Origin of the sequence: Saccharopolyspora flava, from assembly GCF_900116135.1 — a bacterium.
Classification (GTDB): Bacteria; Actinomycetota; Actinomycetes; order Mycobacteriales; family Pseudonocardiaceae; genus Saccharopolyspora; species Saccharopolyspora flava.
Genome location: NZ_FOZX01000003.1, coordinates 23,508 through 35,822 on the forward strand (window position 1 = coordinate 23,508; position 12,315 = coordinate 35,822).

The 12,315-nt window shown below is 70.7% G+C and carries 9 protein-coding genes; 7 read left to right on the top strand and 2 right to left on the bottom strand.

Annotated elements, in window-relative coordinates; translation table 11 throughout:
- The first annotated feature begins 219 nt into the window (after window positions 1-219).
- From BM424_RS10515 to BM424_RS10535, 5 genes are read left to right on the top strand one after another with little or no spacing between them, the layout of a single operon-like run.
- A complete protein-coding gene (locus tag BM424_RS10515; RefSeq protein ID WP_093415821.1) occupies window positions 220-1,356 on the top strand; it encodes a lactonase family protein in 1,137 nt (378 codons plus the stop codon).
- Between the two features lie 38 nt (window positions 1,357-1,394).
- Entirely contained in the window at window positions 1,395-2,678 is a 1,284-nt protein-coding gene (locus BM424_RS10520) for an extracellular solute-binding protein (protein ID WP_093415822.1), read from the top strand.
- A complete protein-coding gene (locus BM424_RS10525; RefSeq protein ID WP_093415823.1) occupies window positions 2,675-3,562 on the top strand; it encodes a carbohydrate ABC transporter permease in 888 nt (295 codons plus the stop codon). The genes BM424_RS10520 and BM424_RS10525 overlap by 4 nt, the downstream gene beginning before the upstream one ends.
- Window positions 3,559-4,398 (top strand): carbohydrate ABC transporter permease, encoded by an 840-nt coding sequence (locus BM424_RS10530; RefSeq protein ID WP_093415825.1) that lies wholly within the window; start codon window positions 3,559-3,561, stop codon window positions 4,396-4,398. Before BM424_RS10525 ends, BM424_RS10530 begins: the two co-directional genes overlap by 4 nt.
- Complete coding sequence (locus BM424_RS10535; protein ID WP_093415826.1) at window positions 4,395-5,861, top strand: beta-N-acetylhexosaminidase; 1,467 nt, start codon at window positions 4,395-4,397, stop codon at window positions 5,859-5,861. The genes BM424_RS10530 and BM424_RS10535 overlap by 4 nt, the downstream gene beginning before the upstream one ends.
- A gap of 52 nt (window positions 5,862-5,913) precedes the next feature.
- On the opposite strand, the gene BM424_RS10540 is transcribed toward BM424_RS10535, so the two are convergent.
- Together BM424_RS10540 and uvrA are read right to left on the bottom strand one after the other, a co-directional pair.
- Window positions 5,914-7,362, bottom strand: a complete 1,449-nt coding sequence (locus BM424_RS10540; protein WP_093416888.1) for an alanine/glycine:cation symporter family protein — start codon at window positions 7,360-7,362, stop codon at window positions 5,914-5,916.
- A 265-nt stretch (window positions 7,363-7,627) separates the two neighbouring features.
- A complete protein-coding gene (gene uvrA / locus BM424_RS10545) occupies window positions 7,628-10,480 on the bottom strand; it encodes an excinuclease ABC subunit UvrA (protein ID WP_093415828.1) in 2,853 nt (950 codons plus the stop codon).
- Window positions 10,481-10,827: 347 nt separating this feature from the next.
- Between uvrA and BM424_RS10550 the strand changes: the two genes are divergently transcribed.
- Both BM424_RS10550 and BM424_RS10555 read left to right on the top strand, forming a co-directional pair.
- Entirely contained in the window at window positions 10,828-11,589 is a 762-nt protein-coding gene (locus BM424_RS10550; RefSeq protein ID WP_093415829.1) for a maleylpyruvate isomerase family mycothiol-dependent enzyme, read from the top strand.
- A 27-nt stretch (window positions 11,590-11,616) separates the two neighbouring features.
- Entirely contained in the window at window positions 11,617-12,294 is a 678-nt protein-coding gene (locus BM424_RS10555; RefSeq protein ID WP_093415831.1) for an MBL fold metallo-hydrolase, read from the top strand.
- Window positions 12,295-12,315 lie beyond the last annotated feature (21 nt).

A 12,315-nucleotide genomic window follows, 5' to 3' on the forward strand; every position in this document is an offset into this window, starting at 1 on the left:
AATCCTGCGGTTTTTGACCGGTCGAATACCGCAGGATTTGACCCGAGGACGGGCCGGATGCGCGGTGCGGGTGGCGATTTCGCGCAAATCCGCTGCGGGGTGAACTTTTTCGGGGTTAGAGCCATCGGGGGTGGGCCGGTTAGGCCGTTTTGGTCTAGTCCACGTGGTGGGGCTGCGACAGACTTCGCTTCTGCTCTGTCCTCTAGCTGGGAGAACGTCGTGGCTGGTTCGTTTTCGCGTCGTGGGTTCTTGAGCGCGGTCGGCGCCCTGGGGGTCGCCGGGGCGACCGTGGGGTGCGCGTCGGCCGCCGGGCGGTCGGGCGCGGCCGCGGTGCACGCGCACGCCCCCGCGCACGAAGGTCTGATGACCTTCATCGGCAGCTACACCAGCTCGCAGCCCGCGGGCCGGGGCGTGGACGTCGCGATGCGGGACATGAACGGGGTTCTCGCGCCGTCCGGGACCCTCGACGGGGTCGCCGACGCGTCGTTCTTCGCCTGGTCCCCGGACCACAAGTTCCTCTACGTCACCAACGAGCAGCCGCAGGGCTCGATCACGGCGATCGACGTCAGCACGCACGAACCGCGGATCATCAACACCGCGCCCAGCGGCGGCAACGCGCCCACCCACCTGTCGGTGCACCCCGACGGCGAGTACGTGCTCACCGCGCACTACGGCGACGGGACCGTGGCGGTCCACCGCCGCAACCCGGACGGCGGCATCGGCGAGAACACCGCGCTGGTCCGGCACCCCGGCGCCGAACCGCACGCCCACCAGGTCCTCGTCGACCCCAGCGGCAAGTGGGTCGTGTCCGTGGACCTCGGCGCGGACTCGGTGTTCGTCCACGCCTTCGACGCGGGCAAGCTCACCCAGCACCAGCAGCTGGCGCTGCCCGCCGGGACCGGCCCGCGCCACCTGGTGTTCAAGGGCACCACCGCCTACCTGGTGGCCGAGCTGAACTCGACGATCACCGTGCTCGGCTGGGACCCGGAGGCGGGCAACCTCACCGCCGGGCAGGTCATCAGCAGCCGCGCGCCCGAGGCCGCCGGGGAGAACTTCCCCGCCGAGATCGTGATCAGCCGCGACGGCAAGTTCGTCTACGCCACCAACCGCGGCGACGACACCGTCGCCGTCTTCGCCGTGAACGACGGGCAGCTCACCTTCCACTCCGCGGCACCCAGCGGCGGGAACTGGCCGCGGCACTGCGCGCTGGATCCCGAGGAGACCTCGCTGTTCGTGGCCAACCAGCGCGCCGGCACCATCACCCGGCTGGCCCGCGACCCCGAGACCGGGGCGCTCACGCCCACCCCGGACAGCTACGCCTGCCCGTCGGTCGCGGCCATCACCTTCCACGGCTGATCCGTCCACAGCGGTCCCTTCGAACCCGGAGACCAGTCATGCGCACAGGAAGAGCCGTCATCATCGCCGCCGTCGCCGCGCTGCTCGCGGCCTGCGGACCCCCGCAGGTCCAGCAGGCGGGGCCGGCCGTCGACGAGCGCACCGGAACCCTGCGCGTGTGGCTGTTCGACGAGGCCAACCGCGGCCCCAAGCAGGCCACCGTGGACGAGGCGGTGAGCCGCTTCGAGCACGAGCACCCGGGCGTGGACGTCGACGTGCAGTACATCGCCGTCGAGACCCGGTCGGAGCGGTTCACCGGCGCGTTCAACGATCCCGCCAGCGCACCCGACGTCGCCGAGGTCGGCAACACCGACCTCGCGGGCTACGTCGCCGCCGGCGGTCTGGCCGACCTGACCGAGAAGCTGCCGCAGTGGCCCGAATCCGCCGACCTGTCGCCCTCCGCGCTGGACACCGCGCGGGTGGACGGCAAGGTCTTCGGCGTGCCCTGGTACACCGGCGTGCGGGCGCTGTACTACCGCACCGACGTGTTCGCCGAGCTCGGCCTGCAGCCGCCGCGCACCACCGGCGAGCTGCTGGCGACCGCGCAGCGGATCCACGAGCAGCGCCCCGACCTCTACGGCATCGCCACCGGCGGCAAGTACCACTACGCGCTGATGCCGTTCATCTGGGCCGCGGGCGGTGACCTGGCCCGCCAGGAGGGGCGGCGCTGGGTGTCGGCCATCGACAGCCCGGAGGCGCAGCGCGGCATCGCCACCTACGCCCGGTTGATCTCCAGCGGGGCGTGCCCGCCCGAGCAGTGCGCCGACATGACCGGCAGCCAGAGCGTGCAGGCGTTCGCCTCCGGCAAGGCCGCGATGACCATCGGCGGCGACTTCAACCGCAAGGCCGTCGACGCCGGGGTGCCCGGCAAGTACGGCGTCGTGCCGCTCCCGGGTGACCAACCCGGTTCCACCGCACCGGCTTTCGCGGGCGGCAACCTGCTGTCGGTGCTGAAGTCCTCGCAGCGCGCGACGTTGGCGCGCGAGTTCGTGCAGCTGCTGGCGGGCAAGGAGTACCAGCGCCGGATGTACGACGCGATGGGCAACCTGCCCACGTTCCTCGACGTGCAGAGCGAGGTCGCCGACCGCGATCCGGCCGCCGCGCCGTTCGTGCGGACCCTGCGCGGCGGGACGCACTTCGTGCCCGCCACCGCGGCCTGGTCGACGATCGACGCGCAGGGCGTGCTGCCCACGATGGTGCAGCGGATCGTCGGCGGCACACCGGTTCCCGAGGCAGCCGGGCAGGCGGCGGCGAGCATGAACGCCGCCTTCGAGGGCCGATGATGGCGCTGCTCTACCTGGCGCCGGCGGCGCTGCTGCTCGTCGCCATGATGGGCTATCCGCTGTACCAGCTGGTGCAGATCTCGCTGTACGAGTACGGCCAGGCGCAGGCCTCCGGCGGCGCGCCGCTGGAGTTCCTCGGCGCGGGCAACTACCTGGAGCTGCTGGGCGACGAGCGGTTCTGGGTGGTGCTGCTGCAGACCTGCGCGTTCGCCGCGGTCTGCGTGCTGGGCAGCCTGGCGGTGGGCATCGGGCTGGCGGTGCTGGCGACCCGGATCGCGCCGCTGCCGCGCATCCTGCTGTTCCTCGCGGCGATCGGCGCGTGGGCGACCCCGGCGGTGGCCGGATCGACGGTGTGGCTGTTCCTGTTCGACCAGGACTTCGGGATGGTCAACGAGGTGCTGACCGGCGTCGGCATCAGCGCCGCCGAGGGCCTGTCCTGGACCTACGACAAGTACCTGGCGTTCGGTCTGGTCGCCGCCGAGGTGATCTGGTGCTCGTTCCCGTTCGTGCTGGTCACCACCTACGCGGGCCTGACCGGCATTCCCGGCGAGGTCGTCGAGGCCGCGGCGCTGGACGGGGCGTCGGCCTGGCGGACCGCGCGCAGCGTGCTGCTGCCGATGCTGCGCCCGGTGCTGCTCATCGCCACCGTGCAATCGATCATCTGGGACTTCAAGGTGTTCACGCAGATCTACGTGATGACCAACGGCGGCGGGGTCGCCGGGCAGAACATGGTGCTCAACGTCTACGCCTACCAGGAGGCCTTCGCCGCTTCCCGCTACGGCATGGGGTCGGCGATCGGAGTGGTGATGACCGCGCTGCTGCTGGTGATCACGCTGGTCTACCTGCGGGTGCAGCGCCGGGCCGACGGGGAGGCGCAGGCATGACGCGCGCCCGCTTCGCCGCGAACACCACCGCGGTCGTGCTCGCCGCGGTGATCGCGTTCCCGCTGTACTGGATGGTGCTCTCGGCGTTCAAGCCCGAAACCGAGCTGCTGTCCGGCGATCCCCGTCCGTGGACCACCGCGCCGACGCTGGAGAGCTTCCGCCGCGTGTTCACAGTGGACGGTCTGGGCGGTTACTTCCTCAACAGCCTGCTCGTCGCGGGGGCGGTGGTGCTGCTGTCGCTGCTGATGTCGTTCCTGGCGGCCGTGGCGCTGACCCGGTTCCGGATCAGGGGCCGGGCGGTGCTGCTGCTGATGCTGCTGGTGGCGCAGATGGTCCCGGTCGAGGCGCTGACGATCCCGCTGTTCTTCCTGATGCGCCAAGTGGGTTCGGCCGCACCGGCTTTCGGTCTCAACCACCTGGGGTCGCTGGTGCTGGTGCACCTGGCGTTCAGCCTGCCGCTGGCGATCTGGATGCTGCGCGGTTTCGTCGCCGCCGTCCCGGTCGAGCTGGAGGAGGCGGCCACGCTCGACGGCGCGAGCCGCACCCGCTTCACCTGGCAGGTGCTGTTCCCGCTGGTGGCGCCGGGACTCGTTGCCACGAGCGTGCTTTCGTTTATCCACGCGTGGAACGACTTTTTGTTCGCCAAGACCTTCATCATCTCCGCGACCGAGAACCAGACGCTGCCGATGGCGGTCCTGGTATTCTTCAGCCCGCAGGGCAACGACTGGGGCGCGATCATGGCAGGCTCCACGCTGATGACCATTCCGGTTCTGATCTTCTTCGTGCTCGTCCAGCGGAATCTGGTGTCGGGAGTGTCCGGCGCGGTGAAGGGATGAGCTTCCACTCGCTGCTGCCGCGACCGCGGCGGGTCGAGTACGCCGAGGGCCGGCTGGTCCTCGACATCCGCACCAGCGTGGGCGGTGAGCCGCGCGTGGCTCGCTGGTTCCGCAGGCACGTCGGTGCCGCGACGGGACTTCCGCTGCCGCTGGCGGCCAAGCCGACCATCGAGTTCCGCATCGACCCCGAGGTCAGCGGGCACCGCATCGAGATCGGGCCCGAGCAGGCGCTGGTGACCGCGCAGCACAGCGCCGCCGCTCACCACGCGGCGCAGACGCTGCGGCAGCTGCTGCCACCGGACGCGTTCCGCCGGGCGCCCGTCCACGACGAGCCGCTGTCGCTGCCGTGCGGGGTGATCGAGGACCACCCGCGGTTCGGGTGGCGCGGCTGCCACCTCGACGTGGCGCGGCACTTCGTGCCCAAGCGGGACGTGCTGCGGTTCATCGACCTGCTGGCCATGCACAAGCTCAACGTGCTGCACCTGCACCTCACCGACGACCAGGGCTGGCGCGTCGAGGTGCCGCAGTACCCGGAGCTGACCCGCATCGGGTCGTGGCGCGAGCGCTCCATGATCGGTCGCGGCGAGGTGCCCGAGTACGACGAGCAGCCGCACGGCGGCTTCTACACCACCGAGGACCTGCTGGAGATCGTCTCCTACGCCGGCGAGCACCACGTCACCGTCGTGCCGGAGATCGACGTGCCCGGTCACAGCCAGGCCGCCATCGCGGCCTACCCCGAGCTGGGCAGCGGCGAGCCCGTCGCGGTGTGGGACTCGTGGGGCGTCAGCGACCGGATCCTGGTGCCGCGCAGGACGACCGTGGACTTCTACCGCGACGTGCTCGACCACGTGATGGCGGTGTTCCCGTCCCCGGTGATCTGCCTCGGCGGCGACGAGGTCCCCGGCGCCACCCCCGCGCACGGCGCGCTGCTGCGGCGCCTCATCGAGCACGTGCACGCCCGAGGCAGGCGCACCTCCGCCTGGGACGACGCGATGCAGATGACGACGCTGCCCTCGGGCACCATCGTGATGGCCTGGGACGACGCGGAATCGATCACCCGCGCCGCCGAGGCGGGCAACGACGTGCTGCTGTGCCCGGAGACGCACTTCTACCTCGACCACCGGCAGTCCGACCACCCCGACGAGCCGATCCCGGTCGGGTTCCTCAACACCCTGGAGAACGTCTACGACTACACCCCGCCCACCGAGCGGGTTCTCGGCGTGCAGGCGCAGGTGTGGACCGAGCACCTCGACTCCACCGCCCGCATCGACTACGCGGCCTTCCCCCGGCTGTGCGCCTTCGCCGAACTCGCCTGGAGCCGCGACCGCGACCCGGGCGAGTTCCACCACCGCCTCACCCAGCACCACCTGCCGCGGCTGGACGCCTTCGGCGTCGACTACCGCCCCCTCGACGGCCCCTACCCCTGGCAACTCCGCCCCGGCATCCCAGGCCGCCCCCGTTGATACGACGAGGGCGGGGATCCGATCGGATCCCCGCCCTCGTGGTCGTCGCCCGTCAGGCGTCGGTTGTGGTCTTCTCCTTCGGGTCCCAGCACTCGACGCCGGTGAGCTCCGGGAGCCGGTCGCGGGTGAAGACCGGGTCCAGGCCCTGGCGCCGCTGGTCGTTGTAGTCGCGCAGCAGCTTGAAGGCGACGGCGCTCAGCGGCGCGATCGCCGCGAGGTTGACCAGCGCCATCACGCCCATGGTGGTGTCGGCGAGGTTCCAGATCAGGTCCGAGGAGCCGATCGCGCCCAGGAACACCACGACGAGCACGCCCCACTTGTAGCCGGTCAGCAGCCCGGGCTTGCGGGTCAGGAAGCCGACGTTGGACTCGCCGTAGTAGTAGTTGCCCAGCACCGAGGTGAACGCGACCAGCAGGATGATCAGCGTCATCAGGTGCAGCGACCAGTTGCCCAGGTTGGCCTGCAGCGCCTCCTGGGTCAGCGAAGCGCCCCGGTCCCCGTCGCCGTAGGCCGGGTTGGACAGCAGCACGATGAACGCGGTGGTCGAGCACACCAGCAGCGTGTCGACGTAGACGCCGAGGGTCTGCACCAGGCCCTGCTTGACCGGGTGGCTCACCGACGCGGTGGCACCGGCGTTCGGGGCCGAACCCAGACCGGCCTCGTTGGAGAACATGCCGCGCCGGACGCCCTGCACGATCGCCGCGCCGATGCCGCCACCGGCGATCGCCTCGAAACCAAAGGCGTGCGCGAAGATCTGGCTGATGACGCCGGGCAGCGCGTCGATGTTGAGCACCACGATGACCAGGCCGAGCAGCATGTACAGGCCCGCCATGAACGGCACCAGCAGCTCGGCGACGTGCGCGATCCGGCGCACCCCGCCGAAGATGATCAGGGCGGTCAGCGCGACCAGCGCCACGCCCAGCACCGGCGCCAGCCAGCCGTCGCCGCTGACCCCGGTGGCCTCGGCGGAGGTGACGATCGCGTCGACGATCGTGTTGGCCTGCACCGCGGTGAACACGAAGCCGAAGGTCACGGTGATGACCACGGCGAACAGCACGCCCATCCAGCGCGCCCGCAGGCCGTGCAGCATGTAGTAGGCCGGACCGCCGCGGAATCCCGCCTTGTCGCGCACCTTGTACAGCTGCGCCAGCGTCGACTCGACGAAGCTGGCCGCACCCACGACCAGGCCCATCGTCCACATCCAGAACACCGCGCCCGGACCGCCGAGCGCGATGGCCGTGGCCACGCCGGCGATGTTGCCGGTGCCGATGCGGGCGGCGGCGGAGATCGCGAACGCCTGGAACGACGAGATCGCCTTCCCGCCGTCCTCGGCGACCTCGGCCTTGCCGACCATCGCGCGGACCATCTCCGGGATCATCCGGATCTGCACGGCTTTCGACCGCACCGTGAAGTACAGGCTCAGCACGGCGAGCACGGGGATGATCAGGTACAGCCAGAACGTGTCGTTCAACGCGACGATCGCGTCGTTGAGCGCTTCCACCGGCACTCCCTTTCCGCATGTGGCGCGGGGAATCTCGGTCACCGGGCAGCGCAGGTGCGACGCCCGGTGACTTCACCGCGTACGTACTCAGCGCGGGCCGCCAGAGGTGGTGGCGGCCCGCGCATCGGCGGAAAGGCTACAAACGGGGTGAAAACAACCGGTCAGGGGGTGCCGGAATGGCGTTCGGACCATCGTCGCGGTTCGGGTCGTTGCTCCGTTTCGACCCAGAATTTCCCATCTGACCGGGGTTTCCGATCTCTCCCGATCAGTCCAGCACTTCGGCGAGGAAGCGGCCGGTGTGGCTCTCCTCGACCTCGGCGATGTCCTCCGGCATGCCCTCCGCGAGCAGCAGACCCCCACCGTTGCCGCCTTCCGGACCCAGGTCCAGGATCCAGTCGGCGGTCTTGATGACGTCGAGGTTGTGCTCGATGACGATCACCGTGTTGCCCTTGTCGACCAGGCCGTTGATCACGCCGAGCAGCTTGCGGATGTCCTCGAAGTGCAGGCCCGTGGTCGGCTCGTCGAGGATGTAGACGGTCTTGCCGGTGGAGCGCTTCTGCAGTTCGCTGGCCAGCTTCACCCGCTGCGCCTCACCACCGGACAGCGTCGGGGCTGGCTGGCCGAGCCGCACGTAGCCGAGGCCGACGTCCACCAGGGTCTTGAGGTGCCGGTGGATCGCGTTGATCGGCTCGAAGAACTCGGCGGCCTCCTCGATCGGCATGTCGAGGACCTCGGCGATCGTCTTGCCCTTGTAGTGCACCTCCAGGGTCTCCCGGTTGTACCGGGCGCCCTTGCACACCTCGCACGGGACGTAGACGTCGGGCAGGAAGTTCATCTCGATCTTCAGCGTGCCGTCACCGGCGCACGCCTCGCACCGGCCGCCCTTGATGTTGAACGAGAACCGGCCCGGCTGGTAGCCGCGCACCTTCGCCTCGGTGGTGGCCGCGAACAGCTTGCGGATGTGGTCGAACACGCCGGTGTAGGTGGCCGGGTTGGACCGCGGCGTGCGGCCGATCGGCGACTGGTCGACCTGCACCAGCTTGTCGACGTGCTCCAGGCCCTTGACCCGGGTGTGCCGCCCGGGCACCTGGCGGGCGCCGTTGAGCTTGTTCGCCAGCACCGACGCGAGGATGTCGTTGACCAGCGTCGACTTGCCCGAGCCGGACACGCCGGTGACCGCCGTGAGCAGGCCCAGCGGGAACGACACGTCAATCTTGCGGAGGTTGTGCTCGCGCGCGCCGACCACGGTCAGCTGCCGCTTGCGGTCGGGCACCCGGCGCTCGGTGGGCACCGGGATCTCCTTGCGCCGCGCCAGGTACGCGCCGGTCAGCGACTGCTTGTTCTTCAGCAGCTCCTTGTACGGGCCGCTGTGCACGACCTCACCGCCGTGCTCGCCGGCGCCGGGGCCGATGTCGACGACCCAGTCGGCGGCGCGCACGGTGTCCTCGTCGTGCTCGACGACGATCAGCGTGTTGCCCAGGTCGCGCAGCCGGCTCAGCGTCTCCAGCAGCCGGTGGTTGTCGCGCTGGTGCAGCCCGATCGAGGGCTCGTCGAGCACGTAGAGCACGCCGACCAGGCCGGAGCCGATCTGGGTGGCCAGCCGGATGCGCTGCGCCTCGCCACCGGAGAGCGTGCCCGCGGCGCGGTCCAGCGACAGGTAGTCGAGGCCGACGTCGAGCAGGAAGCCCAGCCGGGCCTGGATCTCCTTGAGCACCGCACCGGCGATCATCTGCTCGCGCGGGCCCAGGACCAGGGCGTTGAGGAACTCGGCGCACTCCCGCACGCTCAGCGCGCTGACCTCGGCGATGGACAGCTCGTCGTCCTCGTTCTCCATGGTCACGGCGAGGATCTCGGGCTTGAGGCGGGTGCCGTCGCAGGCCGGGCACGGCACGTCGCGCATGTAGCCCTCGTACTTCTCGCGCGCGTAGTCCGACTCGGTCTGCTCCAGGCGCCGCTCCAGGAACGGGATGACGCCCTCGTAGCTGGCGTAGTAGGAGCGGGTGCGGCCGTAGCGGTTGCGGTAGCGCACGTGCACCTGGTCGTCGGTGCCGTGCAGCACCGCCTTCTTGACCTTGGTGGGCAGCTGCCGCCACGGGGTGTCCATCCGGAACCCGATGGCCTCCGACAGCGAGGTCAGCAGCCGGGTGAAGTACTCGGCGGTGTGTCCCCCGGCCCAGGGCGCGATGGCGCCGTCGCCCAGCGACAGGTCCTCGTCGGGCACGACCAGCTCGGGGTCGACCTCCTTGCGGATGCCCAGGCCCGCGCACTCCGGGCAGGCGCCGTAGGGCGAGTTGAACGAGAACGAGCGGGGTTCGAGCTCGTCGACGCCCAGCGGGTGCCCGTTCGGGCAGGCCAGGTTCTCGGAGAACTTGCGCTCGCGGCCCGGGTCGGACTCCTCCAGGTCGATGAACTCGACCAGCACCAGCCCGTCGGCCAGCCGCAGCGCGGTCTCCACCGAGTCGGTGAGCCGCTGCTTGGCGCCGGACTTGACGGTGAGCCGGTCGACGACGACCGCGATGTCGTGCTTCTCCTGCTTCTTGAGCTTGGGCGGGTCGTCGAGCGAGTGCACGACGCCGTCGACGCGGGCGCGCGCGTAGCCCGAGGAGCGCAGCTGCTCGAACAGGTCGACGTACTCGCCCTTGCGGCCGCGCACGACCGGGGCCAGGACCTGGAACTTGGCCCGCTCGGGCATCTCCAGCACCTGGTCGACGATCTGCTGCGGGGTCTGCTTGCTGATCGCCTCGCCGCAGGTGGGGCAGTGCGGCTTGCCCGCGCGGGCGTAGAGCAGACGCAGGTAGTCGTAGACCTCGGTGATGGTGCCGACCGTGGACCGCGGGTTGCGGCTGGTGGACTTCTGGTCGATCGACACCGCCGGGGACAGGCCTTCGATGAAGTCCACGTCGGGCTTGTCCATCTGGCCGAGGAACTGCCGTGCGTAGGCGGACAGCGACTCGACGTAGCGGCGCTGCCCCTCCGCGAAGATGGTGTCGAAGGCCAGGCTCGACTTGCCCGAGCCGGAGAGCCCGGTGAACACGATCAGGCTGTCGCGGGGCAGGTCGAGGTCGATCCCGCGCAGGTTGTGCTCACGGGCGCCGCGAACGACGAGGCGGTCAGCCACGGTGATCCCTTCGGAAAAAGTTCTGGTGTTGCGCGAACGCGCCGGCTGCGAGCGGCCGCCCGCTGCGGGCAGCGGGACCGCCGGCGCGGCATCGGGTCGCGACGTTGCGACGTCCATGCTATTCCGGGGGTCCGACAGTCCCGGACCGGTGGCGTCCGCGGCCGGTTCCCGGCGCGGCGTGTCACCCCAACGTGTGAGATGCGGCGCGGTCCAGAGGTGGCTGCCCCCTCACGACGATACGCAATGTCCCCCGGATCGAGCACTGTCCCCGGCATGGCCTGCGCGTTTACGCTCGGAGCTTCACGTTCGGCGAAATCGCTCCCCTTCTCCCCACGCGAGGTAGAGCCATGGCTGACAGCGCTCTCGGCACCGGCCGGTGGTCCGCAGCCGCCCTGACCGACGAGGTCGCCGACCACCTGGCCGCCATCGACCACGCGAGCGAGATCCTGGCGCGCTCGGCGTCCGGCCTCGACGAGCTCTCGGTCCGGCAGCCCAGCCTGCTGCCCGGCTGGAGCCGCGCGCACGTGCTCACCCACCTGGCGCGCAACGCCGACGCCTGCTCGAACCTGCTGCTGTGGGCGCGCACCGGCATCGAGCACCCGATGTACGCCAGCCGCGACGACCGGGACCAGGCCATCCACCAGGGCGCCTCGCGCAGCCACCAGCTGCTGCTGGAGGACCTGACGGCCTCCGGCGACCGGTTCCGCGCGGCGACCCGCGCCATGCCCGACTCGGACTGGACCGCCGAGGTGTCGCTGTCCGGCGGCGACGTCATCCCGGCGGCGCACGTGCTGCGGATGCGGCTGCTGGAGCTGTGGGTGCACCTGGTCGACCTGGACCACGACGTCGACTTCGACGACATCCCGCGCGACGACCTCGAGCGCCTGCTGGAGGACGTGGTCCAGTTCTTCGGCGGCCGCGCCGACGTCCCGGCGGTGTCGCTGGAGGTCGACTTCGGCACCCACCGCCGGTCCTGGGACCTGCGCGGCACCACTTCGGAACCGGCCAGGATCGAGGGCGAACCGGCCGCGGTGCTGGGCTGGCTGCTCGGCCGCACCGGCCCCGACGAGCTCAGCGGCGACGCACCGGAGCTCCCGCCCTGGATGTAGTGGGGGCCTCCTCGTAGGCTCGGCCGCGTGGAGCTTCAAGCTGAGTACACCGGACACGTGGAGCCCGGCGGCGCGGCCGCCCGCCGGGAGCTGGACGCGCTGACGATCACCAAGATCTCCGTCGGCCCGATGGACAACAACGCCTACCTGCTGGTGTGCAAGAGCACCGGCGACGCGCTGCTGATCGACGCGGCCAACGACCCCGACCGGCTGAGCGACCTGCTCGGTCACGACGAGCGCAGGCCGCGGCTGCGCACCATCGTCACCACCCACCAGCACGGCGACCACTGGCAGGCGCTGGGCGCGGTGGCCGGCGCGACCGGCTGCTTCACCGTCGCGCACCCGGCCGACGCCGAGGAGCTGCCGGTGCCCCCGGACCGCCTGGTGGAGCACGGCGACACCGTTGCGGTCGGCGACTCGGAGCTGTCGGTGATCCACCTGCGCGGGCACACCCCGGGCTCGATCGCCCTGGTCTACCGCGACCCGGCGGGCCACCCGCACCTGTTCACCGGCGACTCGCTGTTCCCGGGCGGCGTCGGCCGCACGACCTCCCCGGAGGACTTCCGGTCGCTGGTCGACGACGTCGAGAACCGGATCTTCGCCGAGCTGCCCGACGACACCTGGTTCTACCCGGGCCACGGCGACGACTCCACCCTCGGCGCCGAGCGCCCCAAGCTCCCGGAATGGCGCGAACGAGGCTGGTGACCCGGCGCGGGGCGGCCGAGC

What these genes read in the sequence shown, in the direction of transcription:
- BM424_RS10525 (WP_093415823.1), top strand. Translation starts at nt 2,675, where the DNA reads ATGATGGCGCTGCTCTACCTGGCGCCGGCGGCGCTGCTGCTCGTCGCC.
- BM424_RS10530 (WP_093415825.1), top strand. Translation starts at nt 3,559, where the DNA reads ATGACGCGCGCCCGCTTCGCCGCGAACACCACCGCGGTCGTGCTCGCC.
- BM424_RS10520 (WP_093415822.1), top strand. Translation starts at nt 1,395, where the DNA reads ATGCGCACAGGAAGAGCCGTCATCATCGCCGCCGTCGCCGCGCTGCTC.
- BM424_RS10535 (WP_093415826.1), top strand. Translation starts at nt 4,395, where the DNA reads ATGAGCTTCCACTCGCTGCTGCCGCGACCGCGGCGGGTCGAGTACGCC.
- BM424_RS10550 (WP_093415829.1), top strand. Translation starts at nt 10,828, where the DNA reads ATGGCTGACAGCGCTCTCGGCACCGGCCGGTGGTCCGCAGCCGCCCTG.